24 protein-coding genes and 2 pseudogenes are annotated in these 26,311 nt (G+C 64.0%); 15 read left to right on the top strand and 11 right to left on the bottom strand.

Annotated elements, in window-relative coordinates:
- Positions 1-14: 14 nt before the first annotated feature.
- From ACFWAY_RS31885 to ACFWAY_RS31855, 7 genes are all read right to left on the bottom strand, one after another.
- Positions 15-836, bottom strand: a complete 822-nt coding sequence (locus tag ACFWAY_RS31885; protein WP_378513339.1) for an enoyl-CoA hydratase — start codon at positions 834-836, stop codon at positions 15-17.
- A 50-nt stretch (positions 837-886) separates the two neighbouring features.
- Positions 887-1,870 carry an NADPH:quinone oxidoreductase family protein gene (locus tag ACFWAY_RS31880; protein ID WP_378513338.1) on the bottom strand — a complete coding sequence of 328 codons (984 nt, stop codon included), beginning with the start codon at positions 1,868-1,870 and terminating at the stop codon, positions 887-889.
- A 44-nt stretch (positions 1,871-1,914) separates the two neighbouring features.
- Entirely contained in the window at positions 1,915-3,201 is a 1,287-nt protein-coding gene (gene ccrA, locus ACFWAY_RS31875; protein WP_378513337.1) for a crotonyl-CoA carboxylase/reductase, read from the bottom strand.
- Positions 3,202-3,354: 153 nt separating this feature from the next.
- Complete coding sequence (locus tag ACFWAY_RS31870; protein WP_378513336.1) at positions 3,355-4,182, bottom strand: enoyl-CoA hydratase/isomerase family protein; 828 nt, start codon at positions 4,180-4,182, stop codon at positions 3,355-3,357.
- Positions 4,179-5,771 carry an AMP-binding protein gene (locus tag ACFWAY_RS31865; RefSeq protein ID WP_378513335.1) on the bottom strand — a complete coding sequence of 531 codons (1,593 nt, stop codon included), beginning with the start codon at positions 5,769-5,771 and terminating at the stop codon, positions 4,179-4,181. Before ACFWAY_RS31865 ends, ACFWAY_RS31870 begins: the two co-directional genes overlap by 4 nt.
- Positions 5,772-5,773: 2 nt before the next feature.
- Complete coding sequence (locus tag ACFWAY_RS31860; RefSeq protein ID WP_378513334.1) at positions 5,774-6,346, bottom strand: OsmC family protein; 573 nt, start codon at positions 6,344-6,346, stop codon at positions 5,774-5,776.
- Between the two features lie 57 nt (positions 6,347-6,403).
- Complete coding sequence (locus tag ACFWAY_RS31855) at positions 6,404-7,732, bottom strand: MFS transporter (RefSeq protein WP_378513364.1); 1,329 nt, start codon at positions 7,730-7,732, stop codon at positions 6,404-6,406.
- 386 nt (positions 7,733-8,118) lie between these two features.
- On the opposite strand from ACFWAY_RS31855, the gene ACFWAY_RS31850 reads away from it, so the two are divergent.
- Together ACFWAY_RS31850 and ACFWAY_RS31845 are read left to right on the top strand one after the other, a co-directional pair.
- Entirely contained in the window at positions 8,119-8,403 is a 285-nt protein-coding gene (locus tag ACFWAY_RS31850; RefSeq protein ID WP_378513333.1) for an ArsR/SmtB family transcription factor, read from the top strand.
- Positions 8,404-8,410: 7 nt separating this feature from the next.
- A complete protein-coding gene (locus ACFWAY_RS31845; protein WP_378454783.1) occupies positions 8,411-8,848 on the top strand; it encodes an OsmC family protein in 438 nt (145 codons plus the stop codon).
- A 13-nt stretch (positions 8,849-8,861) separates the two neighbouring features.
- Here the strand turns inward: ACFWAY_RS31845 and ACFWAY_RS31840 are convergent, their stop codons facing one another.
- On the bottom strand, positions 8,862-9,794 hold the full coding sequence (locus ACFWAY_RS31840) for a LysR family transcriptional regulator (RefSeq protein WP_378513332.1): 933 nt from the start codon (positions 9,792-9,794) through the stop codon (positions 8,862-8,864).
- An 801-nt stretch (positions 9,795-10,595) separates the two neighbouring features.
- Positions 10,596-10,814 (bottom strand): annotated as a pseudogene (locus ACFWAY_RS31835) (WS/DGAT domain-containing protein); the annotation flags it as partial.
- A gap of 11 nt (positions 10,815-10,825) precedes the next feature.
- On the opposite strand from ACFWAY_RS31835, the pseudogene ACFWAY_RS31830 reads away from it, so the two are divergent.
- Together ACFWAY_RS31830 and ACFWAY_RS31825 are read left to right on the top strand one after the other, a co-directional pair.
- Positions 10,826-11,336 (top strand): annotated as a pseudogene (locus ACFWAY_RS31830) (transposase); the annotation flags it as partial.
- 84 nt (positions 11,337-11,420) lie between these two features.
- Positions 11,421-11,600, top strand: a complete 180-nt coding sequence (locus ACFWAY_RS31825; protein WP_378513331.1) for a hypothetical protein — start codon at positions 11,421-11,423, stop codon at positions 11,598-11,600.
- Positions 11,601-11,644: 44 nt separating this feature from the next.
- Here the strand turns inward: ACFWAY_RS31825 and ACFWAY_RS31820 are convergent, their stop codons facing one another.
- Positions 11,645-11,920: a hypothetical protein gene (locus ACFWAY_RS31820; RefSeq protein WP_378513330.1), complete on the bottom strand. Its 276-nt coding sequence runs from the start codon at positions 11,918-11,920 to the stop codon at positions 11,645-11,647.
- A gap of 1,302 nt (positions 11,921-13,222) precedes the next feature.
- Between ACFWAY_RS31820 and ACFWAY_RS31815 the strand changes: the two genes are divergently transcribed.
- The gene (locus ACFWAY_RS31815) at positions 13,223-13,771 is read left to right on the top strand and encodes a histidine phosphatase family protein (RefSeq protein ID WP_378513329.1); all 549 of its coding nucleotides are present in this window, start codon (positions 13,223-13,225) and stop codon (positions 13,769-13,771) included.
- Positions 13,772-13,908: 137 nt separating this feature from the next.
- Here ACFWAY_RS31815 and ACFWAY_RS31810 read toward each other — a convergent pair whose 3' ends face one another.
- Positions 13,909-14,688 (bottom strand): FadR/GntR family transcriptional regulator, encoded by a 780-nt coding sequence (locus tag ACFWAY_RS31810; protein ID WP_378513328.1) that lies wholly within the window; start codon positions 14,686-14,688, stop codon positions 13,909-13,911.
- 634 nt (positions 14,689-15,322) lie between these two features.
- On the opposite strand from ACFWAY_RS31810, the gene ACFWAY_RS31805 reads away from it, so the two are divergent.
- From ACFWAY_RS31805 to ACFWAY_RS31760, 10 genes are all read left to right on the top strand, one after another.
- Positions 15,323-16,594, top strand: coding sequence for an ABC transporter ATP-binding protein (locus ACFWAY_RS31805; protein WP_378513327.1), 1,272 nt, complete (start codon positions 15,323-15,325; stop codon positions 16,592-16,594).
- 230 nt (positions 16,595-16,824) lie between these two features.
- Positions 16,825-18,339, top strand: coding sequence for an ABC transporter permease (locus tag ACFWAY_RS31800; protein ID WP_378513326.1), 1,515 nt, complete (start codon positions 16,825-16,827; stop codon positions 18,337-18,339).
- A gap of 49 nt (positions 18,340-18,388) precedes the next feature.
- Positions 18,389-19,435 (top strand): ABC transporter substrate-binding protein, encoded by a 1,047-nt coding sequence (locus ACFWAY_RS31795; RefSeq protein WP_378513325.1) that lies wholly within the window; start codon positions 18,389-18,391, stop codon positions 19,433-19,435.
- A gap of 262 nt (positions 19,436-19,697) precedes the next feature.
- Entirely contained in the window at positions 19,698-21,005 is a 1,308-nt protein-coding gene (locus ACFWAY_RS31790) for an acyl-CoA dehydrogenase family protein (RefSeq protein ID WP_378513324.1), read from the top strand.
- Between the two features lie 2 nt (positions 21,006-21,007).
- Positions 21,008-21,382 carry a carboxymuconolactone decarboxylase family protein gene (locus tag ACFWAY_RS31785; protein ID WP_378513323.1) on the top strand — a complete coding sequence of 125 codons (375 nt, stop codon included), beginning with the start codon at positions 21,008-21,010 and terminating at the stop codon, positions 21,380-21,382.
- A complete protein-coding gene (locus tag ACFWAY_RS31780; RefSeq protein WP_378513322.1) occupies positions 21,379-22,536 on the top strand; it encodes an acyl-CoA dehydrogenase family protein in 1,158 nt (385 codons plus the stop codon). Before ACFWAY_RS31785 ends, ACFWAY_RS31780 begins: the two co-directional genes overlap by 4 nt.
- Complete coding sequence (locus ACFWAY_RS31775) at positions 22,533-23,462, top strand: acyl-CoA dehydrogenase family protein (RefSeq protein ID WP_378513321.1); 930 nt, start codon at positions 22,533-22,535, stop codon at positions 23,460-23,462. The genes ACFWAY_RS31780 and ACFWAY_RS31775 overlap by 4 nt, the downstream gene beginning before the upstream one ends.
- A 44-nt stretch (positions 23,463-23,506) precedes the next feature.
- On the top strand, positions 23,507-24,640 hold the full coding sequence (locus tag ACFWAY_RS31770) for a thiolase family protein (RefSeq protein WP_378513320.1): 1,134 nt from the start codon (positions 23,507-23,509) through the stop codon (positions 24,638-24,640).
- Positions 24,637-25,017 carry a Zn-ribbon domain-containing OB-fold protein gene (locus ACFWAY_RS31765; protein ID WP_378454796.1) on the top strand — a complete coding sequence of 127 codons (381 nt, stop codon included), beginning with the start codon at positions 24,637-24,639 and terminating at the stop codon, positions 25,015-25,017. Before ACFWAY_RS31770 ends, ACFWAY_RS31765 begins: the two co-directional genes overlap by 4 nt.
- A gap of 32 nt (positions 25,018-25,049) precedes the next feature.
- The gene (locus tag ACFWAY_RS31760; RefSeq protein ID WP_378513319.1) at positions 25,050-26,309 is read left to right on the top strand and encodes an amidohydrolase family protein; all 1,260 of its coding nucleotides are present in this window, start codon (positions 25,050-25,052) and stop codon (positions 26,307-26,309) included.
- Positions 26,310-26,311: the final 2 nt, after the last annotated feature.

Genomic DNA, 26,311 nt, shown 5'->3' with positions numbered 1-26,311 from the left:
CATGTCTCGCTTTCTTAGCGGTTGGTGAAGGACGGCTTGCGCTTGTCGAGGAAGGCAGTCATGCCTTCGGTCTGGCCGTCGGTGGCGAAGGCGGCGTGGAACAGGCGACGCTCGAACCGCAGGCCCTCTGCCAGGGGGGTCTCGAAAGCGGAGTTCACGGCCTCTTTGGCCATCAGGACCGAGGGGCGGGAGAATCCCGCGATCTTCTGCGCGATGGCGATTGCCTCGTCGATGAGGGTGTCGGTGGGGACGATGCGGGCGACGAGGCCGATCTTCTCCGCTTCCTCGGCGTCGATGGTGCGTCCGGTCAACACCATGTCCATGGCCTTGGACTTGCCGACCGCCCGGGTCAGGCGTTGGGTGCCGCCTGCGCCGGGAAGGATCCCGATGGTGATCTCGGGCTGGCCGAATTTGGCGGTGTCCGCCGCGATGATCATGTCGCAGCTCATCGCGAGTTCGGCTCCGCCGCCGAGGGCGTATCCGGCGACCGCGGCGATGATGGGCTTGCGGGTGGTCGAGGCGCGTTCCCAGCTGGCCGTGATGAAGTCCTCGAGGTAGACGTCGGTGAACGACTTCGGTTGCATCTCGGCGATATCGGCGCCCGCCGCGAAGGCCTTGGCACTGCCGGTCAATACAACGGCACCGATGCTGTCGTCGGCCTCGGTGGCATCGAGCGCGTGGGTCAGTTCGATGGTGAGAGCATCACATAGGGCGTTGAGCGCTTTCGGGCGGTCGAGCGTGATCAGCGCTACCGGACCGCGGCGTTCGACGCGGAGGTGTTCGTACTCGTCCCAGTTGCCGTCGAACGACGGGGCTTCTTCGGCCATGGAGGTCATATGCCGCACTCCTGTTTCTTCCTGGTTTCTGCGATGGGCGACGGACGACGTCAGACGGTGATGACTGTCTTTCCTTGGGTGCGTCCGTGGGCGAGCTGGTCGAGGGCTGTGGGTACATCTTCGAGGCCTAATCGGGCGGTGATCAGCGGATCAATCAGGCCGGCGGCGGCCATCTCGAAGATGGCCGCCTGGGCGATGTGTACGAGGTCCGGTCGGTGTTTGCGGTACAACGACCAGTGCAGGCCGGCGATGGTGTAGTTCTTCACTAACGCGTGGTTGAGGTGTGGCCGGGGGATGTAGCCGCTGGCGAATCCGATGACCACGATGCGTCCTTCGAAGGCGATGTATTTCGTTGCCTGCTCGTAGGCCTTGCCGCCGACCGAGTCGAAGACGATGTCGGCGCCGTCCGGTGCGGTGGCCTTCACCTGTTCGATCACGTCGCCGTCGGATCGGTCGATGACCACGTCGGCTCCGAGACGGGAGGCGGTAGCGGCTTTGTCCGCACCGGACACGATCGCAATCACGGTCGCGCCCGCCGCTCGGGCGACCTGCACGGCCGCCGAGCCGACACCACCCGCGGCGGCGGTGATCACGACGGTGTCACCGGCCTTGATCGACGCCCGTCGGTGCAGGCCCAGCCAGGCGGTCAGATAGGTCAGATTCAAGGTTGCCGCGACACTGTCGTCGATGGCGCGGGGAACGATGTAGACCTCGTCCGCGTTCAGCAGGGCAACGTCGGCGAAACCGCCGTGAGGCAGGATCGGCTGGCCGACGACCCGCGAGGCGAGCAACATGGGGTCGACTCCGCCACCGATGTCGTCCACCCAGCCGCACACCTCGAGGCCCGGGGTGAACGGCGGGTCCGGCTTCTGTTGATATTCGCCCCGGCACAGCAGAACGTCGGCGAAGTTGCACGAGGTGGCGGCGACTCGAAGCCGCACCTGCCCGTGGCCGGGGGTCGGTTCGGTTGTGTCTTCCAGTCGCAGGACGGAGCTGGGTTCTCCGTACTCGCGTACTCTCCATGCTCGGGACATGTTGTGCACCTTTGCTTGTGGTTCTGCTGTGCCGTTGCGGGTGGTCAGGCTCGGCGACCCTCGTCGGGGGTTGTGGCACCGATGAGGTGGACGGTGTTGCCGAAGACCTCCTCGCCGCGGCCCATCTGGGCGTGGGAGAGCGGAATGTCGGCCATGGGCAGGACGCGGCCGACGACCGGGTCGATCTTCCCGTCGACGACCAGCTGGTTGTAGGCGATCGCCTGGGCGTCGTTGGTGCCGTGCGAGCCCTGCAGTCGCTTCTGGCGGGTCCAGTGGTATCGCAGGTCCACCATGGCGTCGAAGCCGGTGGTTCCGGCGCAGATGGCGACCATGCCGCCGGGCTGGCACACGAAGATGCTGGTGGGGATGGTCGAGGCGCCGGGGTGCTCGAACACGATCGCCGGGTCTTCTCGGTTGCCGGCGATTTCCCAGATCTTCTTGCCGAACGCGCGGGCGCTGGCGGTCCACTTCTTCTGGCCTTTGGCGTCGTCGACCAACGGCGGGATTCCCCAGTGATCGAATTCGCGGCGGTTGATGTAGCCGATGGCCCCGTACTTCATTGCGTAGGAGCCGCGTTCGTCGTCCGATACCACGGCAACCGCCCGGCCGCCGGCTTCGCGGACGAGCTGGCAGGCCTGGGTGCCGAGTCCGCCGGAGCCACCCCACACCAACACCAGGTCGCCCTCGGTGACGGTGTTGCCCTGCCAGCCGTGCAGCATCCGGTAGGCGGTCGTGCCGACCAGGGTGGGTGCAGCCGCTTCGGCCCAGCTCAGGTGTGCCGCTTTGGGGAGTATTTGGTGTGCTTGAGCGCGGGCGAACTGCCCGAACGAGCCGTAGTTGGTGTCGTAGCCCCAGATCTTCGCACTGGGTGCGATCATCTGGTCGCGGCCGGAGGTGATCCACGGGTCGTCCGCGTCCCACACTCCCGGGTGGACGACGACCTCGTCGCCGATGCTGATGCCGCTGACCCCTTCACCGACGGCGTAGACGATGCCCGAGGCGTCCGATCCTCCGATGTGGAAGTCCTCGGTCTCGCCCCGTCGCTGCCGAGTGGTGACCTGATCGACGGGGTAGCCGCGGGCCGCCCAGACGTTGTTGTAGTTGACGCCGGCCGCCATCACGGCGATCAGCACTTCACCGGTACCGAGCTGCGGGGTGTCGACGACTTCGTGCACGAACGCGGTGGCCGGATCGCCGTACCGCTCCGGGCGCACGACCTGCGCGTGCATCCTCTTGGGAACCACGCCGAGCGGGGGCAGTGTTCCCGGCTCCACCGCGTCGGTGGTCGGGTCGGCAACTTGCTGGCGCTCCATCAGTTCGGTCACGATCATCTCCTAAAGATTCATAGTCGTAGGATTATCAAACAATTGGTTTGGTGTCATCCCAGCCCCGCCCGCCCTTCGATCTGAGGCAGGCGGGGGTAGGTTCGGCCTTCGGACTCCGGTTGCGGGAGAAAAGTTCTCACGCAATCGGGGTCGAGGTGACTACTGTTCGACGGCGCCGTACCGTTCGTCCCGCCAGGCCAGGGCGGCTCCGAGTCCCTTGGATGCGACGAGCTCGGTGAACTCGGCGCGCTCGGGGGTATCGGCCGAGTTCAGCACCGCGGCAATATCGAGATTGGACTCGACCGCGCTGGTCAGCCCCATCGCGTCGTAGGCGCGGGTGATGGCCCGCTTGGTGTACCGGAGGATCGACAGGGGAGTGAGTGCGATCTTGCGGGCGAGTACGTCGACGGTCTTGTTCAGATCGGCCTTGGCGACCACACGGTTGACCATTCCGAGCGTTGCGGCTCGTTCGGCGTCGATGATGTCTCCGGTGTAGAGCAGTTCGTTGGTTGCCTTCTGCCCGAGCAGGAACGGCATCAACAGCGTCACGGGTCCGGACCCGAACCGGATCTCCGGCTCACCGAATTGGGCGTCGTCGGCGGCGATGATCAGATCGCAGGCCATCGCCAGTTCGCATCCTCCTGCCAGGCACCATCCGGAGACGGCGGCGATGACCGGTTTCTTCAGTCGCCACACCTGCATCGACAGCCCGATGTTGTTGGTGAGGCCGGCATGCCACTGTTCGGCGGTCGAGACACCCATCTCCACTTCCTGGGCGATGTCGTACCCGACGCTGAACGCCTTCTCCCCGCCCTGCAGAACGACAACCTTGATCGCCGGGTCGGCTTCGGCCACGGTCAGGGCTTGCGATAGTTCCTGCATCAATTCGACCGACAGCGCGTTGAGCTTTTTCGGCCGGTTGATGGTCAGCCAGGCGACTTCTCCGCGGTGCTCGGTGCGGACGAGATCGTCGGTGGAAGTGGTCATGCTATTGCCTCGCTTCGTAGTTCGATTTCGGAGGCCGACTGCGTCCGCAGACTGGCCTTGTCGACCTTGCCCACGGCGGTCCGGGGCAGTGCGTCGACGACGATGAACTGGTCGGGAATCCACCATCGGGGGAATCGCTCACCGACGTGTGCGCGGAGGGCGGCGTCGATGTCCTCGGTGGTGTCGCCGGCGACCACGATGTAGGCGAGCGGGCGCTCGATCCAACGCGGATGTGCCATCGAGACGATGGCGGCCGACGACACGGTCGGATGGGTGCACAGGTACTGCTCGAGTTCGGCGGTGGCGATCCACTCGCCCCCGGACTTGATCAGGTCTTTCTCCCGGTCGTGGAGCCGCAATCGGCCCTGCTGGTCGATCGAGGCGATGTCGCCGGTGTCGAACCAGTTTGTGCTGCCGTCCCGTACTCCCACGATGAACGGCCCTCGCGCCTGTAGCTTGCCCATGGTCGGCTCGGAGCCGTCCTGGGCGAATCTGCCAGTGTCGACACGTAGCTCCACCAGGGGAATGGGGACTCCCGCCGAGGTCGTGGGTTCGAGGCGTTCGTAGGTGCTGCATGCCATTGTCTCAGTCATGCCCCAAGCCGTGCTGACGGTGGCACCGAGAACGGTCGCCACCGCGTCCACGACGGGCTGCGGGACGGCACTGCCACCACTGAAGACCTCCCGCAGACGGTTCGGTCGCGGTGCGTGCCCGGCAGCAACGGCCGCGCATACGTCGTGCCAGACCGTTGGGACCGCGGCGGCGGCGGTGACGGACTCCTCGGCGAGGATCGTGGCCACGCGGTCGGCAGCAAGGTCACCGCCGCAGAGGACGAGCGACGCTCCGGTCAGCGCGCAGGTCAGGGGCAGCCCCCATCCGTTCACGTGGAAGAACGGTGCCAGTGGAAGTACCCGGTCGGTGCTGTGCAGCCCCGAGGCGGCGGTGGTGGCCTGGCTGAGGGTGTGCAGCATGGCTGCGCGGTGGCTGACCGCGTAACTCTTTGGCCGCCCAGTTGTTCCGCTCGTATGGAACAGGTACGCGGTGGTGTTCTCATCGTCCACCGCAGCCGGCGCCGACAGGGTCGCGCCTGCCTCGATCAGGTCGCGGTAGCGGACGACCGTGTCCGCGTGCTCGGTCCAGTCGCGCTCGCCGACGACGATCAGGGGTACCCCGGCCTGGCGCAGTACGCCCAGGACCGATCGGACGTTCCCACCCACGACCGGGTGGTCCACCATCTCCTCGTCGACCACCACGGCGGCCGGTCGGGGAGACATGGCCTGGTCGATGAGGAGCTCAACGCTCAGGCGTGCGTTGAGGCTGTTGACGGCGGCGCCGAGCAGGGGCACGCCGAGCAGGACCTCGAAGTGCTCGAGAGTGTTGAACGCGAGTACCGCGACCGTGTGCCCTGGCCCGATGCCCAGCTGTGCGTGGGCACCGGCAGCCAAGCGCTGCGCTCGTGCCGCCACATCGGGGAAGGGCCAACGTATGGTCGCCAACCCGGTGGCCTCTCCTGCGATGCTCACGATCTCCGACTGCAGATGAATGTTGCTCATTCGCCACAGCAGATGGTCGACGGTCAGGGGAAACATGGCTACTTCACCAGGGTGGTGACGACCTGCACCGGGTTGGCGAGGGTATCCCGAATCGGGGAGCGCTTCTGCACGGCGTCGGTCAGTTCCTGCAGCTGCTCGGTCGAGGCGTTCGGGGACTCGGCGTGCACGCTAATCCTGATCTCCTGGGCGCCGGGGCGGACGCTGTCGTCGAGGTTGAGGAAGCCCTGGAGATCGAAATCTGTCTGCATCTCCAGTCGCAGCGAGGACAGTTCAATGCCCCGCACGGCCGCGTTGGTGGCGTAGGTGACCGCGTAGCAGCCGGCGAGCGCCTGGAGCACGTACTCGGCGGGGCTGGCAGCCTTGTCCGTGCCCAGCAAATCCGCCGGCTCGTCGGACTCGAGGACGTACGACGCCTCCCGGCTGCTCACCAGCTCACCGTTCTGGTGCAGCTCGCCCGTGGTCGAACGCTGATGGCAGCCGTCGAGCCACTCGGATCCGAGTGAGAACGTCACCTGGGCGAGTGCGGGAGTTTCGCGGACCGCGTCGATCGTCGCGTGAAGGGCCTGCTTGTCGACACCGTTGATGGTGGTGGCTGAGGAGGTGCTGGTCATGAGGTATTGCCTTTCGTTTCGTGTGAGCGTGCGCGGGGGCGTCGATGGACGCTTCCGCTAGGCGTTTGAGGGAGCAGGGGAGTCGTGGTTGTCGACCGCAGCAGTTCTTTTCTGTGAACTGTGGGGATCGAGATCGATGTCCTTTTTGTTGGTCTCCGGTGCGAGGTAGGCGCAGACGGCGGTGATGACGCTGAGTACGGTGAAGTACCCGACCACCAGCCAGGGGGTTCCGTTGCCGACTGCGAGCAGTGTTGTTGCGATCAGCGGTGAGAATCCGCCAGCGAACACCGAGCCGATTTGATACCCGACTGATGCGCCGCTGTATCGCACTCCGGTGGAGAACATTTCGGAGAAGAAGGCAGCTTGCGGGCCGTACATCGCGTCGTGGAAGAAGTTCAATCCGATCACCATGGCGAGAGTGATCAGGACCGGGTTCCCGGTGTCGGCCAGGAGGAAGAACGGGCCGATGAACAGTGCGCTGGTAACGGCGCCGAACAGATATAGGGGGCGTCGGCCGAATCTGTCGGACAGTGCTGCCCAGATCGGTACGGAAACGAGGCCTATCGCTGACGCGATCAGGACGGAGTTCAAGCCGACGCTGGTCGCTGTGCCCACACTCCGGGCGATGTAGGCGATGCCGAACACTGTGTATAGGTAGTAGATCGCGTTCTGCGACAGACGCATTCCGGTCGTCAGATACACCGCACGTCGTTCGTTGCGGAACAGCTCTACCACCGGCCTTTCGGCGACAGTGTCGTTCTTCTTCATGTCGGCGAACTTTTCGGGTTCCGACAATCCGATGCGGATCAGTAGGCCGACGAAGACGAGCAGGCCGCTGATGAGGAAGGGGATGCGCCAGCCCCAGGCGAGGAAGGTTGACTCGTCGAGAACGGTGCGAGCGATGCTGAACGCTCCGACGGCAAGCAGCATGCCGGCCGAGACACCGATCTGGGTGAAGCTCCCGTAGAAGCCGCGGCGGTTCGGTGGCGCCGACTCCACGGACATCAGTGCTGCGCCGCCCCATTCGCCGCCGACGCCGAATCCCTGTGCGAGACGGAGGACGAGCAGCAGGATCGGTGCCCAGATGCCGATCGAGGAGTGGGTGGGAAGAACGCCGATGAGAGTAGTGCTCGCTCCCATAATGAGCAGCGACGCCACCAGCATCGCCTTACGTCCCACCCGGTCACCGATGTGGCCGGCGACGACCCCACCGATAGGGCGGGCGAGGAAGCCCACCGCGTAGGTACCGAACGCTGCGATGAGTCCGATCGCGGGGCTAACGTCCGGGAAGAAGAGGGGGCTGAATACCAGGGCTGCGGCGGTGCCGTACAGGAAGAAGTCGTACCACTCGATCGTGGTGCCGACGAAACTTCCCAGTGCGACCATGCGGGGCGAGTTGGGCTTATTTGCGCCCGACGGCGCTGTCGGTGAACTCATGGTCGGGGTCTCCTCTCGGGAGGGGGTCGCCGTACGGAGTCGGGACCAAGAGGGATGTGGGGGCATGTACTTGGGGTAGCCGCCGGTGCGGCCAGGGAGTTGGGATCGGAAGCGGTGAAAGGCGTGCTGTGATGCATAGCCCGACTCCTCTTTGGTGTGGCTCAAGTCTCAGCTGAAGGTGAACGAACGGCAATGACCAATGTCGAGCAAGGCTGTGCAAATCTGCAGAACGCAGGTCAGGGCCGGTTTTCGCGGTTTCCCCCGGGTGGAGGGTGTCGCCAGCTATAGTTGGAATGTTGGCCATTCGTAGAAGTATCGAAGGATTAGGAGGGCCCGTGCTTCATGCCACACCGACTCTCGACGAGCAGGTTGACATCCTGAAAGCGCTGGCGGACCCCGTGCGGTTGGATCTCCTCCGGCGCATCGCCGCCGTCGACGAGATGGCGTGCACCGACTTGGTCGATGAATCCCATGTGTCCGCCTCGACCGTCTCGTACCACGTCAAGACACTGAGAACCGCCGGGCTGGTACAGGTCCGCAAAGAGGGGCGCAACTACCACTACACCTACCGGCCCGAGACGGCCCGTGCATTGGCGGCCGCGCTGAACGGCCTGGGCTGATCGGGCCATGTACGTATCCACCGTCCGTGGACGAGGAACCGGCGTTTATCACGTAGCACACGGTGCCGACCTCGCGCGGCCGCTCCGGTTCGACGGCCACCCGGCGTTCGGCGGTAGCGACCGGGCACTCGGGCCCTTCGAGCACCTCCTAGGCGCACTCGGCGCCTGCTGCCAGATCACAGCCGACATCGTCGCCCGATCGCGCCGGATAAAGCTGGGCGAGATGCACACCGAAATCGAGACGAGCTTCGACAACTCCATTCTCGTGTTCGGCGTAGCCGGCACCTCGAAATTCGACACCCTCGATATCGACATAACGGTCGACACGTCGCTGAGTAACGCAGAACTCGAGGAGTTGGGGCGGGAAGTGGAACGCCGCTGCCCCATCATCCAGCTGTTCGTCGCAAGTGGTGTGCGGGTGCGTAGTTCGTGGAAACCGCTGTGAATCGGCGAGAATTCTAGCGGGCAGCGAACAGTCCGCCCGGCTGCTCCGCCACCAGTTTCTCGATGTGCTCGGCCATCACGCGTACCCGCGCCAGGCGCACGAGATCGCGAGGAATCGACATCCAATAGCTGCTCTCGATCCTCGCAGTGATCGACGTGAGCCGCTGCAAGCGAGGATTGCGGTCGGCGATGAACGAAGGGAGCAACGCGATGCCGAGATCCGCTTCCGCAGCCTGAATGAACCCCGCGATGTTGTTCGTCTGAATCCGCGCTTTCGCGTTCGGCAGCACCTCGTACAGCAGGTTGAACGTCGAGTGGTCCAAGGCGGTGTCGACATACCAGATCAGAACCTGGTTGTAGAGATCTTCGACCCGCTCCACCGGAGAATGCGACGCCAGGTAGTTGCTGGAAGCGTAGAAGCCCAGCGTGTAGTTGGCCAGCTTCTGCACCGTTACAGCGCGCGCCTGCGGCCGCTCAATGGTGACGGCCAGATCGAACTCGCGGGGCGTAAGCGAGGCGTGCCTGTTCGCTGTCACAACTTCCATGGTGAGATCTGGATGCTGACGCTGGAGCTCGACGAGACCCGGGAGCAGCAGATATGCCCCGAATCCGTCAGGCGCGATCACCCGGACATGACCGGTCAGCGACGAATCCCGAGACAAACAGTCTTCCTGTGCGACGCGCATCGCCGACTCGATGGTCTCGGCGTGGGCCAACAGCCGCAGACCAGCGTCGGTCAGCGTCCATCCGTCCGAAGTGCGATCGAACAGACGGTTCTCGACCGCGCGCTCGAGGCGTGTGATGTGGCGGCTGACCGTCGTGTGATTGATCTGAAGGTGTCTAGCTGCCTCGGTCAACCGACCTCGGCGCGCAACCTCCAGAAACAGCCTGAGGTCATCGGCGGAGAACATAATGGCACTGTAATCACCACCTTCTCGCCCGCTCACCCCGCCATATAGTTTCGGCGTGTTTCACGTGCCCGCGGATCTGCGCTTCCCACGGATCCTTCATCCGCCGACGACATGGCGCCGAATGCGGCCGGTCGGGTGGTGCCGGGTGCCGAAGGATGTCCGTCATGCATCCACGACCACCGCGCGCGGCTCGTGTGGGGTCGATCGCCGGTCAAAGGGGATCGACCGCGGCGACCCCACCGCGGAATGGGATCGCAGGAGTCGGTACGGGCGCGCGCTGCTCCGCTGGTAGACCAGCCGCGCCGCTGCGTCACCGCAACCCACGGGCGATGGCGGCTCCCCGGGCAACAATGGAGCATAGGCGACTGGTGGCAGGCGCCACGGACCGCAAATCATGCCACCTGTGTGCCCCCGGGGAAGACGGTTTCTTCTGTTTCGCCGCACGAGTGCCGATTTGAGCTCGTTCACAACGGGTTGCAACCCGGCCGCCTGCAGTTGCGCTTCTCGCACTGGAGAAATAGTAGGCTCCGCGAGAGGCCGGAATTTCGAGAGCTTTTCGGACGATCAGGGGCCGACGAGGAGTGGATCAATCGAGCTCTTCCTGCAACACAGGGGTAGGGCGGCGGTACGAGCCGCCGCCGATCCGCTGGACCAGCCGGGCAACGCCGGACGAGTCACCGCTGTCCCTAGTCCCGAAATGGCCTAGCAGCGTTACCGAGCCACAATACCGAGGGGCGTCGGCGGGTTATTCGTGAGTGTCGAAAATTGTTATTGAGTAGCGTATTTCGGTCATCACCGTCACCGCGGGGCCGTCGATCACGGCGGCCGAGGGGTGGCTTACAGGCCGACTGCCTGTTCGAGTGCGTCGAGTTCGATGTCGAGGTGGTCGAGCATCGGGTGCAGGTTCGGGACGGTCCGCCGGCAGCCGGTCAACCCGAATACGAGTTGGTCGTCGCTGCTGGTGCAGGTGATGTTCAGGGCTTGTCCGGTGACCGGGATCGACAGGGGGTAGAGGGAGTCGAGGCGGGCGCCGTTCCAGTACAGCGGGGTGTCGGGCCTGATCCTGCGACTGCAGGGGTCTGTTGTGGCGGTGCGCGGCGACCGAACTCGTCCCGGCAGGTGACCTGGACTCGGCCACCATCGCGGTCGCGGGTCGATCTGTCCCCGGCCGCGCTCGGCGCCGCCGCCATCACCGCCGAAACCCTGTGGGGCTGTTGTCGGATAACCGGCGCTGGACCTACGACGACCGAGTCCGCGGGATCAAACTGGCCCACCTGCAGACCGAGGGGCAGATGCTGCACAGTAAGGCGGCCCGGTTGCCGCAACTGGCCGCCACCGCCGAATCCGCGGTCCGCGACCAGCTGGAGGAGAAGATCGCCGTCCTTGACGCCCATGGCACCGCGGTGTGCGTCAAGAGGAGGGAACGCCTTCCACTTCGCCCGCCAGGTCACCGACTCCGCCGCCGCCGCGGGCGCGCAGGTGATCGCGGTCGAGGATCTCACCACCCGCGTGGCCCGCGGGCATGGTCGGGTCAACAACAATCGGGCCGCGCAGTCCGCCCGCCGACACCGACCTACGGGAAGTGGCCAAGGTGGAGGGGTTCGATGACGGGGCCGGCCCGGCAGCTCCGCCAACAGCACCGCATGCAACAAGATCGACTACGTGTTTCTCTCACCCGCATTGTTCGACCGCGCTACCGGCGAGGCGTTCTTCCGCAAGGGTGTGTGGGGTGGGAGGAACGGTACGTTGTTCGAGCACTTCCCAACCCTGACCTCCCTGTTCCATGCGGCTTCCGATCACGCCGCGATCGACGCCTTACATCGACATCAGCTGACCGCGTGAACTGCTGTAGAACGGCGCGGCGCAAACGGACTGGCACTCGCAGATCACGACATGCGACGAGCAGGCATCTCAGCGCGTGGTTCACCGGAGCGCCGCGCCGCCCGCAGGGCTTCGGCTGCGGTGCTGTCCAGCTTTGTAGGCATCGTGATTTCGGCCCTGACCAACCGATCGCCCGCACTTCGAGTGCTTGGCCGTCTACCGCAAAATGACTCGTCGCGGGCGATCGGCGTGACGGCCGCATGGCGAAGTTCGCCGCCGCGGAGGCCGTAGGTGCCGCCGTTGAGGTCGATGAGCGTGGAATGGAGGAAGTGGAGTTCCATGTCGATACTCTTTGGTGGGCGCGCTGACGCCGTGGGGATATCCGTAGCGGCAGCCGACGACGCCTCCGACGCCGTGCAGGTCGGAGGCGAGTTCGACGCTGGGACCGCGTGCGTGAACGAATAGGTACTTGGCAGTGCAATCGAGTGCGTCGGTGATCGATCGGGAGTTGCGAACGGCAATTGCCAGCGGGGCCAAGCAGGCCGAGATCCTGTCCCAGCGCCACCCGCAACTCTGAATCGGAGCAGTCCAGTTTCCGGGCCGCGAGTTCGAAGCATCACGGCCATCGCTGTGTCCCTGACCAGAAGTTCATCGATGTTGGTATCGACTGGGAGGTTCACGAATTGGTGGCATGAGTGATGCACGGTGCATCACTCGTAGGTGCACGAACAGTTGAGATCTGGGATGCGAACGATTGTAATGACACCGGCGGGAGCTGCACTCTAATCGAACGGTTTAGCGTGTAAGCAATACGGTCCGGCCATTGTTCCACTCCAAAGTGGATGTGTCGGTTGTACAAGCCGCGAGCGGAGGTGGGTTGTCTGCAGTCCGGGTTCCGCCGGAGACAGAGTTACGAAGCGATGACGCCTCAATCTGGGGCGTTCGGGTCGATGGGCGAGGTTGCGAATGACTGGGCACGCCTTTTGTCCTTGAACAGGACGGGATGGCCTCGGCTTCGGCTCGCCCGTTAGGTAGGGTCGACCACTGAACCCTGCGGGCGCTGCGCCCGAGCGTTCTTGTGGGCCGCGGTTGCGTTCTGCCGGTCCTGGTCGGTTGGTGGCCCGTCGGAGGTCGCAGGTGGTGGCACACCGAGTCGGATGGTGACTTGGTCCCATGACATGCACTCGGCGAGATCGGCAGTCACGGCGCGGGCAAGGAAGTCGTCGATCTGCCCGCCCGTTGGGGCGACACCGATGTCGGCGGATCCGTTCCCGGGCTCCGTTATCTGGGTAAATGATCGTCGTTTGACTTCCGTTGTGGCTCAGTACGAATTGCGTTCGCCATCAATCGGGTGGGCGCACGACTGCGCGCCGTTCCGGTACCCGTCATTTTCGTTTGGGCGCGCCGCGAGGAGGTCGACCCGTCGGGATGGTCTCTGCGGTCCTGCTCACCCTGCGCCCGCGTGCGATCCGGGGATGCTGGGCGTGGCGATGTTGCTCGCCAACGAGATCTCGAGACGGTGCTGGCGGTGGCGGTCGTGTCGCGGACATCGAGGTGTCGGCCGACTGGGTTCAGCGTGCGGGCGCAACCTGCCGCGCTCGATCAGATGACCGGGGGACCACAACGGATCCCGTGGTGGTGAAATGTGTGACGAACGACCAAACGTCGACGGTGATCACCTGACGCCGGCCAACCACACCGAATGGCTCGGGTGGCCGAGAGGGTGCGAATGTTCCTCCTGGTCCGTCACGCGCACGCGGGCGAGAAGAAGAGCTGGCACGGCCCCGATGCCGACCGCACGCCCGCTGAGCACCCTCGGGTACTGGCAGGCACGCGGCCTCGTCGCCGCGCTGGATAGCATCGAACTGCGGGCCCTGTTCGTCGGTCCCAGCGCCCGCTGCCGTCAGACGCTGCTGGCGCTGGCCGCGGCGCGGGGGCTGCGCATCGACGATCATCACCCTCTGCTGGCGGCGGGCGCACCGACCCGATCAACTGCTCGCGGTGCTGGAGGTGCTGGAGGTGCCGGAGGTCGACGGGGCCGTCTTCTGTACCCGTGGAAGTCTTCGATGCCCTGGCGCGGGTTGTCCGAACCTGTTGCCTTCTGGAATCGAACTCGGCAGCGTCGGTGCCCTCGGAGTGACGGTCATTGGTACGCCACCGTGGCGGGTTGCGTGGTGTCAGGTCGCGTATAAGAGCCGCGGGGCCCTGTCTGGCACAACCGATCTGTCGATTCACGTGGTGGAGAGTTGGTCGTCGTGTTTCCCAAACTGTGTCACTTCCTCGGTCACGACTGCGCGCCGACGTCACACGCCGACCGCTGATGCTGCGGTCACCACCACTCGACAATGTCGCTGAGGATGTGCGGGTAGTTCTCTTCGCAGAAGTCCCTGTAGAACTCGACATGCTCTCGCACCAGCCTTTGGGCTTCTGGTGCGTCGTGCTGTTCGACCGCTTCGGTGATGCGTTTGTGGGAGTTCTCGACTTCGTGTCGTTCGTCTTCCGGCAGCATGACGGATTCGACGCGAACAGACCAGATATCTCTGAGCGCGCGAGCGGTCAAGGCCAGTATGGGATTTCCGCTCACCGAGTAGAGGACGGCGTGGAAGTCCGAGTTGGTACTCGCAAACTTGTCGGGATCGGTTCGCGAGACCTGCAGCGAACTCTCCAGCGCGGCACGCAGCGCGTTGCCGGCTTCGGGGCCTGGCCGAGCCGCAGCCTGCGCGGCCAAGATCGGCTCGAGTGCGGCGCGGGCGTTGATGAGGTCTCTCAGTGTGGCGCCTATGGACTGGAAGTGCAGGGTGGACATGCTTCCGTAGCCGCGTCCGTCGGTGGAGCCGACGATGGGTCCGCCGCCGCTGCCGGTGCGGATGGAGATGAGACCGTTGATCTCCAGGATGCGCATTGCTTCGCGGACGGAGGCTTTGCCGACGTTGAAGCGCTCGCACATGGCGGTCTCGGCCGGCAGCTGGGTGCCAGGGGCGAGTTTTTTGTCGGCGATGTCGTGCAGTACTTGTCGCGCTATCAGCTCCGAGAGTTTCTCGGAGCGAAGTTCGCCTCGCCTGCGTGTTCCTGGCCTCGTGCTGTTCACTGCACCCCCACGCTTCTCCACATATGGATTCTACCCCGCTATGCGAATAATACGAACATTAGTTTCGAACTCGCCCGCGGGCTCGGCGATGGGAGGCCGCCTGACTAGTCACGATACGAGAAGGCTGCTGTTCGAGGCTGCAATCGAGAACTCAGGTAACGAGATTGTTGCCAGTCGGCGACGTGAAGGGCTTCCCTGGCTGCCGTAGGGGCCGGCGTGGCATCGACTGCTCGTCTGCCTGTATCGCACAGGCATGTGGTGACGGTACTTCCGGGACCGGCCCATTGCGGCGGGCATTGACCAAGCGAACTATTCGAACTATTCTCACCGAAAGTGTGAGTCAGTTCACAGCGGCCATGCGGGCAGTCGACGTTAGAACAGGCCAGCGGCTGGCTGACGGATTGCACTTCTGTTTCGTCCGAGGAAGGCACGCAAATGTATGAACCGAGGACTTCGCGCTACGTCGCACCCGAGTCGGCATTGATGCGGACGCCGACTCTGTCCATGCGAGCCTCAGGTGTGAGTGGGCGGTCGGTTCCGCGCGCGACCGTGGGGGGAGCGGTGCTCGCATGCTCGGGCGCGTGATCGGCGATGCGGAGTCGGCCAGCGCCTCCTCGCCAGCTGCACATGGGTACTCCGGCACCAATCCCTCACTATGTCCTGGAATGTGCGCATCTGCGGGCATTCGGGGGACTTTGCTTCTTTCATCTCTCGGGACTCGCCGCCAAATGATGGGCGAATTCTATTGCATCCACGGAGGAGTCAGATGAGTGTTTTAGGCACGCGTACAAGGCCGGTTGAAACCGGAGTCGGCACTCCCACAGGCGGGGAGGTGGAAGTCATCGGATTGCGTATGGACTACGTCGACAGCAGGGGGCACGAGTTCACCGCCCTCTCCGATGTTGATCTCCGCATCCCTTCTGGAGAGTTCTGGGTGTTGTTGGGTCCCAGTGGTTGTGGAAAAACGACGCTGCTGCGGTGCTTGGCGGGGTTGGAGAAGCCTACCGAGGGCACCGTGAAAATCGGTTCTGCGGTTGCCGTCCAAGAAGGGCGTGTCCTGCTCGAGGCGCAGGAGCGACCCGTCGGGATGGTCTTTCAAAGTTACGCGTTGTGGCCCCATATGACGGTGTTCCAGAACATCGCGTACCCGTTGACGGTCGGTCCGCGCTCCGCGCGACCGAAGCGTGCATATGTGGAAAGTCGTGTGGTGGCCGTCATGGAGGCGATGCAGATCGGTCATCTCCGAGATCGGAAGATCGGTGAACTCTCCGGCGGGCAGCAGCAGCGGGTGGCACTCGCGCGGGCCGTGGTTGCCGGGAACAAGGTGGTGCTGTTCGACGAGCCGCTGTCGAATATCGACGCCAAGGTACGGGAGCAGCTCCGCGCCGAATTAAAGTCCATGCAAAAGGAATTCGGGTTCACAGCGGTCTACGTGACTCACGACCAAGCCGAAGCGATGGATCTCGCCGACAAGATCGTCGTCCTCGATCATGGCGAGATCGTCCAGATCGGTGACGCCCGCGACATCTACTATCGCCCGAAGTCGCGCCACGTGGCGGAGTTCATCGGTACCAGCAATCTGATCTCGGGAACAATTGAAGTCGAGAGCGATGGCGGAGCGGAGCGACGCAAGGTTGCGTCCACCGTGGTCGGGAAGATCGCTACCGACGTGGGCAAGCCCCACGACGAGGTCATCGTGTCCGTTCGGGCTCACGACTGGTGGTTGACCCCCGAAACCCCCTCGTCCACTACCGGGCTGCTGGGGCAAATCACGTCCGCGACCCTGCTCGGACACTACAGCGACTATGTCGTCGAACTCGACGGGGTGTCTGTGCACGTGTGGTCCGAAGACATGCCGTGGGCGACAGTGGGAACGAACGTCCGCATCGGGTTCGACCAGTCCAAGGCGCAGGTGTTCGTCAAATGAGCACATCCCTCCTCGAGCGCCCATCGCCGGACCCGGTAGTCGAACCGAACCGTCGCAGAGCGCCGGCCGTGTTCTCGTTCCGAGGGCTGTGCTGGGCTGTCGCGGCCGTAGTGGCCTTTCTGATTCTGTATCCCTTGGCGCGCACCCTTCTGGGACTGCTGGGCGTCGGATCGGAAGCTTCCCAGTGGGGGGCGATGTGGTCCACGTTCTGGCAGCCGCACACCTTGACAATGACGGTCAACACCGTGGTCGCTGTCGGAGTCGCCGGCATCTTTGCTCTTGGGGCCGGGGCTTTGTTCGCCTGGGTGAATGAGAGAACAGATGCGCGGCTCGGATTCGCCGCGAAATCCTTACCCCTGATCCCGATGTTCATCCCGTCGATCGCCGCTGCGGTGGGCTGGGTATTCCTGGCATCGAGCAATGCCGGACTGTTGAATGTGCTCATCCGAGATGCGTTGGGCCTGGTCGGCGTCGATATGACCGAGGGCCCGCTCAATATCCACTCGTGGCCAGGTTTGATATTCGCATATTTCTTGTTCTTGACGCCGTACGCGTATCTGACTATCAGCAGTGGCCTGCAGTCACTCGATCCTGCTCTGGAAGAGGCGTCACGCTCGTCGGGTGCGGGGGCGTTCACAACATTCAGGCGGGTGACGCTTCCCAGTCTGCGTCCCTCGCTGGGCGCGAGCGTCCTGTTGATTGCGACAATGGGATTCGCCTTGTTCTCGATCCCGCTCGTAATCGGCACTCCTGCAGGCATCGATGTTCTGCCAGTGGAGATCGTTCACATGGTGGCCCAGGAGTATCCGAGCAACAAGGCTGGTGCTCTCGGCCTCAGCTTGGTCATCGTGGCGGTGGTATCTCTATGCTGGTTGCTCCAGAGGCGATTGGTGCGTTCGGGTAACTATGCGACGATCTCCGGGAGGGGTGCGCGTTCGGCGGCACTACAACTCGGCCGCTGGCGACTTCCGGTCCGTATCGCGATGTTGGGCTTCATGGCGCTGACTGCGGTACTTCCGCTGGCCGGCCTCGTTGCAGTCTCGCTCCAGCGGTACTGGACGGCCGACTTCTCCTTCGCAGACCTCACCCTCGCCAATTATCAGTCGCTGTTCGAAAACACACTGGTATGGGGCGGATTGAAAAACAGCGTGCTGTTGGCCCTGGCGGGAGCCACAGTCGCGATCGTTGCCGGTGCGCTCATCACAATGGCCGTCGAGTCGCGACGATCGAAGCTCACGCAAGTGCTCGACGGGGTCGTCAAGATTCCGGCCACGCTCACCCACATCATCCTCGCGGTAGCGTTCGTGGTTGCGTTTGCAGGTGCGCCGTTCTACTTGATCGGCACCTACGCGATCCTGTTGCTGGCTTACATAGTCCTGTACATCCCCCAGGCGGCCTTCTACTCGTCTGCGGCATATCACCAGGTGGGGCGTCAATTGGCGGAAGCCTCCGCGACGTCCGGTGCAGCAGGTGGGACCACATTCCGACGTGTGCTTCTGCCGTTGATGGCGCCGAGCCTGATCGCTGGATGGTCGCTTCTGTTCGTTCTGATCACCGGGGATATCACCGCATCATCGATGCTGGCTGGAACCCACACTCCAGTAGTCGGATTCGTCATCCTCGACCTGTGGACCAGTGGCACCTACCCGCGGTTGGCCGCGCTGGGTGTGCTCATGACGGTCGTTGCCAGCTCGGTTGTTCTGGCGGTCATGTGGATGCGCGACAGGATTCGGTTGGTCAAGTAGGCGGGCCCATCGCTCGTCCTCGCTCCATATATCTGAAAAGGAAGAACTCATGCATCTGTCTGTGAGAACGAAAGCGTGCGCGGTGTTCGCCGTCGGCGCACTGACACTGGCGGCCTGCGGAGGTGGCGAATCGGAAACACGAGGCGCCATCCCGACACCCGACGCCGGCCTGCCCGAATCCAGCATCTTGGCTGCAGCTCAGGCTGAAGGGACCGTGGTGTGGTACACCCCCATTCCCGAGTTCGCCATCGGCGACGTGCTGGTCGGCTTCGAAAAGGCCTACGGAATCAAGGTCGACGTCGTACGGTTCCCCGGAAACACCCTCATCCAGCGCTACAACGCCGAGCGAGAAGCAGGAAAGGTAGTCGCGGACGTTCTCCACGTTCCCGAGACCGCCTTCTTCGACGATGCGAAAGACAAGGGCTGGTTCGCCGATCTCAACGAGTCGGAGGTTCCTGCGTTGGCGCAGTGGCCCGACGAATTCATCCCGGACAACCACTACGTCATGGTCAACACGCAGCCGATCGGAATCACTGTCAACACAGACGAATTCGATCCAGCGAAGGTGACGTCGTGGGATTCGCTGCTCGACGAGCGGGCGGCGAACCGGTTTGCGATGGTCGACCCGACGAACAATCCGTACTACCTGGCGTGGCTACGGATGCTCGAGGACAACTACGGAACAGGGTTCCTGAAGTCCATTGCTCAGCAGTCCCCCACGAGGCTCGACAGTGCGGTTCCCGCGGCTCAGCAGGTGGCCGCGCAAGAGTCCGTGCTGATGGCGCCGGCTGCATTGTCCGGCTCGCTTGCTCTGCAGAACGAGGGCGCACCGGTTGCGACTGTCTATCCAGAACCGACGGTGGGCATCGAAGGTTACGTCGCCGCTTCGGCCGACGGCCCGCATCCCAACGCAGCCAAGCTCTTCGTCAACTATCTGCTGACCCGTGCGGGGCAGGAGGTTCTCAACAGGGGATATGCGGCATCTCCGTTGCCGGACATTCCTGACTCCGTTCCGATGCCCGAGGGTTACACGCGGGCCGATACTGCCTCTGCAATCGCAGACAAGAGCCGCCTGCTGAGCCTGATCGGTCTGTAGTCCACGTCTCTCGCGTGGCGTGGCGACCACCGTTCGACCGGCCTCCCTTTTGTGAACGACGGTGAACGGTGGTCGTCTGTTTCTGGGCGCCGGATGACTTCGTGAGACCGAAGCATAAGCCACCCTTGACCATTCGAACTATGCGAACTATTCTACTGTTACAGTGAATGTTCGCCTCGCGGCCGGCCGCTCGATTCGAGCCAGCGATACACCACCTTCACGAGAATCCGCACCTCTCCCCATTCCGAGGAGCTTGAAAAGTATGTGGGATTTCGAGACGGACCCAGAATTCCAGCAGAAGCTCGACTGGGCCAACGAATTCATGACCAACGAAGTCGAACCGTTACAGTACGTCATCAAGCACCCACTCGACCTGACCGATCCTGTTCGGCAGGAGTTGATCTCCCCGCTGCAGGAGGAGGTGCGCCGACAGGGATTGTGGGCGTGTCACTTGGGTCCGGAGCTGGGTGGACCCGGGTACGGCCAGCTGAAGCTTGCACTCCTGAATGAGATACTCGGTCGCAGCGGCCCAGGGCCGACGGTCGGCCCGATCGTGTTCGGTACCGCCGCGCCCGACACGGGCAACGCTGAGATCCTCGCGCACTACGGCACTTCGGAGCAAAAGGACCGTTATCTGAAGCCACTGATCGACGGCACGACGTTCTCGGCCTTCTCGATGACCGAGCCGCAGGGTGGATCCGACCCGAAGGTGTTCACCACCACCGCCGTCGAGGACGACGATTCGTGGGTCATCAGCGGTGAGAAGTGGTTCTCCTCGAACGCGCGCTGGGCAGAGATCCTTCTCGTGCTTGCGGTGACCGAACCTAAGGCTCACATCTCGAAGCGGATGTCGATGTTCGTCGTACCGGTGAACACTCCGGGTGTCGAGTTCGTACGCCATGTCCAGGTCGCGGGCTGGGTCGAGGGCGACGGTGGCGGCGACCACAGTTACATCCGATACAACAATGTTCGGGTACCGAAGGATGCTCTGCTCGGTGACCGTGGTCAGGGCTTTGCCGTCGCTCAGACCCGGCTCGGCGGCGGTCGCGTCCATCACGCGATGCGCAGCGTCGGCCACATGAAGCTGGCCCTGGACATGATGTGCGAGCGGGCACTGTCCCGGTTCACACAGGGCGAACAGCTCGCGCAGAAACAGCTTGTGCAGCAGATGATCGCGGAGGCGTGGATGGAGATCGAGCAGTTCCGACTCCTCGTGCTCCAGACCGCGTGGAAGATCGACCGCTACAACGACTACAACAACGTCCGGATGGATATCTCGGCCGTGAAAGTCGTTGCCTCCAAGGTGCTATCCGACGTCGCAACCAAGGCACTGCAGATCCACGGCTCACTGGGCCTGTCGGAAGAGATGCCATTTGTCAGCATGCTCGTCAACGGCCTCCACGTGGGCCTCGCCGACGGCCCCAGCGAGATCCACACCCTGGGGGTCGCGAAGCAACTCCTCACGCAGTACAAGCCGACCGACGGAGTCTTTCCGACCCAGCACATTCCCACCCTGACCGAACAGGCACGCAAGAAGTACGCGTCCACCCTCGTGAAGCACGGGAGATGACGATGGCCACCGATACCGGCCGCGCGCTGCGCGAACGCGCACAAGGACGTAAGGCCCCGCTGTTGCAGCAGGCCCTCATCGAACTCGACGGCAAACTCGGCGAGTGGTCCGACGAGTTCATCTTCGGTGACGTCTGGGACGGCGACGAGATGTCATTCGAGGAGCGCATGCTCGTCGCGATCACCGCCCTGGCCGCGACCGGGCGCACCAACCAGCTGCGGAACTACCTCCACGGTGGGCTGCAGGGCGGGATCCCCGCCGACAAGCTCCAGTCCGCCCTGCGGATGCTTGTCGTCTACGTCGGCTTCCCCGGCGCGATCAACGCGCTGCAGGAACTGCAGACGGCTGTTCAGGTACACGAACGGGCACAGACATGACGTCGACAGCAACTCGGACCATCGCCGAGTACACCATTGTTCTAGCCGCGTGGATCGATGAGAACAGCGACAACCTGGACAAGTTTCGCCGACCGGTGGAAGGCGGGGTGCGCGGCGAAGTGGAGCACGCCCGCGAACTGATGGCCCTGCTCTACGAGGCCGGCTGGTCGCGGTGGGGTTGGCCCGAGGAGATCGGCGGCCGGGGTGGTTCCGAGCTACACCGTGCGGCGCTCTACGACGGGCTGGGCGCCGCCGGGGTGGAGATTCCCGAGGTCTTCGTCATCCTCGAGACAGTCGCGCCGGTGCTGGCGCACTACTCGCCCGAGCTCGCGGCCGAACATCTCCCGGCTTATCTGCGCGGCGAAGAGGTGTGGGGACAGGGGTTCTCTGAACCCGAGGCCGGCAGCGACCTCGCGTCGGTCCGCACCTCCGCGCGCGTAACCGACGACGGCGTCCTGCTCAACGGGCAGAAGATCTGGATGACCCTCGGTCCCTGTGCGGACTACGCGATGGTCCTCGCCCGGACGGGCACCCCCGAGAGTCGCCACCGCGGCCTGACGATGTTGTGGGTGGACCTTGCATCGGACGGCGTCACGGTGCGGCCCATCGTCGCGGCGAACGGCCGCGAGGAGTTCGCGGAGGTGTTCTTCGAAGATGTCCACGTCCCCGCCGAGCACCGGGTGGGTCCGCAGGACGGCGGCTGGGGCGTCGCGATGTTCCTGCTGCAGTACGAGCGTGGAATGTACGCGTGGCTGCGCCAGTCGATCCTGCATCACCGACTCGCCACCGTCGCGGGCAGAGTGCGCCCGGGGGACACCCGGCCCTCGCGGGCGGTGGGCGAAGCCTACGTCCTGCTGGCTGCGCTTCGTGCCCGCTGCGCCACAACCGTGGCGGCCCTCGCGGAGGGCCGCAATCCGGGCCCGGTGGTGTCGGTGGACAAGATGCTGCTGTCGTCCGCGGAGCGCGCGACGTTCGACGCGGCCCGAAAGGCGCAGTTCGAGGAGTTTGTCGTCAGCGACGACCTCGAATCGACGAGATTACGCGACGAATGGTTCTATAGCCGCGCCGCCTCGATCTTCGGTGGCGCCGTCGACGTGCAACGCGACATCGTTGCACAGCACGTGCTGCGCCTGCCCGCAGGACGGTCGTCATGAACGCCGACGAACGCGAGTTGATCACCGAAACCGCCGCTCGGCTGTTCGAGCAGCCCAACAGGTACGCGTTGGTCGACGAACTAGTGGGCGCGGGTCTCGAGGAGGAACTGCACTCCGACGATGAGCTCGTCGATGCGCTGATGACGCTTCAAGGGCGCGCGGGCGCGACCTCGACCCTGCTGTCGTTGATCGTCAGCGGCTCCGCGTTCGACACCTCGTGGACGGCGGTGCTGCCCCTACTGGGCACACACACAGCGCCCGGACTACGGCAGGGCGACATCGCGGTCGACGGCCTCGCGATCAACCCGCACAAGGCCGGTCCGTTTCTGGTGCACACCGCAGAGGGTGCCGTGCTCGTCTCCTCCGACGCCGTGACCACCACGCCTGCGAACGGGATCGATCCGGAACTGGGACTGCACACCGTAATCGGCACTGCGTCGTTGCGCACTTGCACCCCGGTGGACGGGTTGCGGTGGGACGAAGTCGAAGTACGGGCCTTGCGCGCTGTTGCCCACGAGCTGATCGGTCTTGCCGAACGTGCCCTGGGCCGGGCCGTCGAGCACGTCACCGAACGCAAGCAGTTTGGCAAGGCGATCGGCGCCTTTCAGGTGGTCCAGCATCGGCTGGTCGACGCCAACACGGCCCTGGCGGCCGCGAAGGCCGTTGTCGAATCGACGCGCGGTTCGGGTGACCTGCTCGCAGCGCTGGCGGCGAAGGCCTGGGCCGGGCGAGCCGCCCGCGAAGCGGTCGATGCAGCCCAGCAGTTCTGCGGGGCAATGGGGTTCACGTGGGAGTTCGGCCTGCACGAGCTGGTGCGTCGAATCACCGTCGTCGAGGCACTTTTCGGCGACTCCGATCAGGTCATCGACGAGATCGGCGACATTCTGGTCGGCCGCTCGGACGCGCCGCGACTGGCCACACTGTGATCGCGAACTACACGGACCACGAACTACACGGAAAGGAGCGGGCGATGAAAGACGTAGCAATCGTTGGTGTCGGTATTCATCCCTTCGGTCGTTTCGACCACGGGTACCGACAGATCGGCGAAGTCGCAATGCGGGACTGTCTCGCCGACGCGGCTCTCCAGCCGGAGGACGTCGACATGGTCCTCGTGGCGAACGTCGGTGCCGAGATGGCCAAGGGACACAACATCGTCAATCGCGTGCGGTACATCGGGAAGCCGATCATCAACGTGGAAGCTGCGTGTGCATCGGGTGGTTCGGCGCTGTCTCTCGGTGCGTCCCTGATCGAGTCGGGCGCCGCGAGGACGGTCCTGTGCGTGGGTGTCGAAAAGGCTCCTCGCGGGTTCGTCGCGGGTGCCGGGTTCGAGAGCTGGCAGGTCGAGTCGGGCCTCGGGGTCAATCCGCTGTACTTCTCGTTCCAGGCTCAGGACCTGATGCGGGACAAGGATGTCACCGTCGAGGATCTCGCCGATGTGGCGGTGAAGAACCACAAGCACGCAGTGCACAACCCGAACGCGATGTACCGCAGAGAGATTACTCGCGAGGAAGTTCTCGCAAGCCGACCGGTGTGCGACCCACTAACCCTTCTCATGTTGTGCACACCCAACGAGGGTGCTGCGGCCGTGGTGCTGATGCACAAGGAGGAGGCAGCACGGCGTGGACTCGACAACTCCATTCGAATCAGTGGGATCGGCCTCGTGTCGCGAGGCGCCGATGATTGGTTCGTTCCGGCACCGTCCCTTCAGTCCGACCTGACCAGCATCACTGCCCGCGCGGCAGAGGCAGCTCTGACCCAGGCGGGCGTCGGCGTCGACGACATCGACGTCGTGGAGTGCCAGGACACGGACGCCGCATCCGAACTCATCGCCTACCGAGATCTGGGCTTGTGCAAGAAGGGCGAAGAAGCGGAGCTATTACGCTCCGGCGCTACGACTCTCGGAGGTAGCATACCGGTGAACGTTTCCGGAGGTTTGTTGTCCAAGGGTGAACCGCTCGGCGCATCGGGTCTCGGGCAGATCCACGAGCTCGTCACCCAGCTGCGCGGCGCCGCCGGTGCACGCCAGGTCGAAGACGCCAAAATCGGCATGGCGCACGTGATGGGCGCCGGACACAACGCCTGCGTAGTGGTGGTGCAGCGATGACCCCGACTACTCCTACCGCAGACCAGCGGTACGTCCCCGCGTCGGTGGGTGAGATCACGTCCCTACTCGCGTCGACGTGCGACGCCTGTAGCCGCACCCACTTCCCAACGGTCACCGAATGCCCGGCATGTGGCGGCGTAATACACGAGACGCGCCTCTCCCGTGGTCGGCTGTCGGCCCTGACCGAGGTGACCGCCCCGCCGCCCGGAGCGCTCATCGAGCCGCCCTACAACGTCGGCGTCACCGATTTCGCGGAGGGAATCCGCGTCATCGGACTGGTCGACGGTGACGTCATCGTCGGCGACGAGATCGAGGTCGCCGTATTCGAGTACCACCCCGACCGGAGCACTTTCGCCTTCCGCCGCCGGATTTCGTGAGCCCCACCTTTCCATCTACAGATTGGAACGACATGACTGCAACACTGCCCGAGACTCACGTCCCCGATGCACTGCGTGATGTGAAGATCATCGACTGCGACGCGCACCTGACCGAGCCCGCCGACCTGTGGACCTCCCGCGTGCCTGCTGCGATGCAGGGCCGCGTGCCGGTCCAGAAGACCATCGACGGCATCACCGCGTGGTACCTGCACGACGAGGTATGGGCAAGCACGGGCGGTAACACGATCTCGACCGGACGCGAGAAGGTTCTCGGCGCTCATGTCGTGCAACCATTTTCGAACATCGATATTTCGTCGTGGGACACCAAGGAACGCCTAGCGTTGATGGATGACCAGGGCATCCACGCGCAGATCCTCTACCCGAACGGCATCGGCTTCGCATCTAACCACGTCTTCGCAATCGAGGATGAGGTCGAGCGCACAACCGTCCTGCAGGTCTACAACGACTTCCTCATGGAGACACAGATCGAGTCCAACGGTCGCCTGTTCCCGCAGGCTCTTCTACCGATTTGGGACATGGACCTGACGATCAAGGAGATGACCCGTCTGATCGACAAGGGGATGCGCGGCTTCACCCTGTCCGACAAGCCGGAGCTGATCGGGCTGCCCGAGCTGCCCGAGTCCTACTTCGATCCGATGTGGGACCTGTTCAACCAGACCGCTGCGGTGCCCAACTTCCACATCGGTGCGGGTGCGCGCCGCGAAGACTTGGAAGCCATGCGCGGCAACATCGGACAGAAGGCCTCCGGCACCGCCGGTCCCCACGTCACCGGGGTCGCCAAGCCTGCGTGGCGGTCGTTCGGTAAGCAGCGGCAGCTCGCCGTGGGTGCAACGCAGATGTTCATGTCGAACGTGCGGATCATCGTCAACCTGTGCATGTCCGATCTGTTCGACCGTTACCCGAACCTGAAGGTCGTCTCGGCGGAGTCGGGTATCGGATGGATCCCGTTCATCCTCGAGGCGATGGAGTTCCAGTTCGACGAGATGGTCACCCACGATCACGAACTCGCCGCTGCGAAGCGCCGGCCCACCGAGTACTTCCGGGACCACCTGTTCGCGATGTTCTGGTTCGAGGAGATCGGCGCGGCGAAGCTGCTCGAGGACATCGGCATCAACAATGTACTGGTCGAGACGGACATTCCGCACCCGACCTGCCTGTTCCCCGGTCCGCGCGAGCACTTCGCGCGAGTCTTGAGCGGGCTTCCGGAACACACGATCAAGCGTGTCCTGCAGGACAACGCCGCCGAGCTCTACAAAATCGACATCAGCTGATG

The organism is Rhodococcus sp. NPDC059968, from assembly GCF_042738615.1.
In the GTDB taxonomy this organism is placed as follows: Bacteria; Actinomycetota; Actinomycetes; order Mycobacteriales; family Mycobacteriaceae; genus Rhodococcus_F.
Note: the sequence above shows the minus strand (reverse complement) of the source record. Positions and strands in the feature narration are given on the sequence as shown.

Excerpts from the sequence above, each read along its gene's own strand:
- ACFWAY_RS31855 (WP_378513364.1), bottom strand. The coding sequence starts at position 7,732 with ATGGTCGCACTGGGAAGTTTCGTCGGCACCACGATCGAGTGGTACGAC.
- ACFWAY_RS31860 (WP_378513334.1), bottom strand. The coding sequence starts at position 6,346 with ATGACCAGCACCTCCTCAGCCACCACCATCAACGGTGTCGACAAGCAG.
- ACFWAY_RS31865 (WP_378513335.1), bottom strand. The coding sequence starts at position 5,771 with ATGTTTCCCCTGACCGTCGACCATCTGCTGTGGCGAATGAGCAACATT.
- ACFWAY_RS31880 (WP_378513338.1), bottom strand. The coding sequence starts at position 1,870 with ATGTCCCGAGCATGGAGAGTACGCGAGTACGGAGAACCCAGCTCCGTC.
- ACFWAY_RS31790 (WP_378513324.1), top strand. The coding sequence starts at position 19,698 with ATGTGGGATTTCGAGACGGACCCAGAATTCCAGCAGAAGCTCGACTGG.
- ACFWAY_RS31770 (WP_378513320.1), top strand. The coding sequence starts at position 23,507 with ATGAAAGACGTAGCAATCGTTGGTGTCGGTATTCATCCCTTCGGTCGT.
- ccrA (WP_378513337.1), bottom strand. The coding sequence starts at position 3,201 with ATGATCGTGACCGAACTGATGGAGCGCCAGCAAGTTGCCGACCCGACC.
- ACFWAY_RS31800 (WP_378513326.1), top strand. The coding sequence starts at position 16,825 with ATGACGGTCAACACCGTGGTCGCTGTCGGAGTCGCCGGCATCTTTGCT.
- ACFWAY_RS31765 (WP_378454796.1), top strand. The coding sequence starts at position 24,637 with ATGACCCCGACTACTCCTACCGCAGACCAGCGGTACGTCCCCGCGTCG.
- ACFWAY_RS31760 (WP_378513319.1), top strand. The coding sequence starts at position 25,050 with ATGACTGCAACACTGCCCGAGACTCACGTCCCCGATGCACTGCGTGAT.
- ACFWAY_RS31795 (WP_378513325.1), top strand. The coding sequence starts at position 18,389 with ATGCATCTGTCTGTGAGAACGAAAGCGTGCGCGGTGTTCGCCGTCGGC.
- ACFWAY_RS31820 (WP_378513330.1), bottom strand. The coding sequence starts at position 11,920 with ATGGAACTCCACTTCCTCCATTCCACGCTCATCGACCTCAACGGCGGC.
- ACFWAY_RS31785 (WP_378513323.1), top strand. The coding sequence starts at position 21,008 with ATGGCCACCGATACCGGCCGCGCGCTGCGCGAACGCGCACAAGGACGT.
- ACFWAY_RS31805 (WP_378513327.1), top strand. The coding sequence starts at position 15,323 with ATGTCCTGGAATGTGCGCATCTGCGGGCATTCGGGGGACTTTGCTTCT.
- ACFWAY_RS31845 (WP_378454783.1), top strand. The coding sequence starts at position 8,411 with ATGTACGTATCCACCGTCCGTGGACGAGGAACCGGCGTTTATCACGTA.
- ACFWAY_RS31780 (WP_378513322.1), top strand. The coding sequence starts at position 21,379 with ATGACGTCGACAGCAACTCGGACCATCGCCGAGTACACCATTGTTCTA.
- ACFWAY_RS31885 (WP_378513339.1), bottom strand. The coding sequence starts at position 836 with ATGACCTCCATGGCCGAAGAAGCCCCGTCGTTCGACGGCAACTGGGAC.
- ACFWAY_RS31775 (WP_378513321.1), top strand. The coding sequence starts at position 22,533 with ATGAACGCCGACGAACGCGAGTTGATCACCGAAACCGCCGCTCGGCTG.
- ACFWAY_RS31870 (WP_378513336.1), bottom strand. The coding sequence starts at position 4,182 with ATGACCACTTCCACCGACGATCTCGTCCGCACCGAGCACCGCGGAGAA.
- ACFWAY_RS31815 (WP_378513329.1), top strand. The coding sequence starts at position 13,223 with ATGTGTGACGAACGACCAAACGTCGACGGTGATCACCTGACGCCGGCC.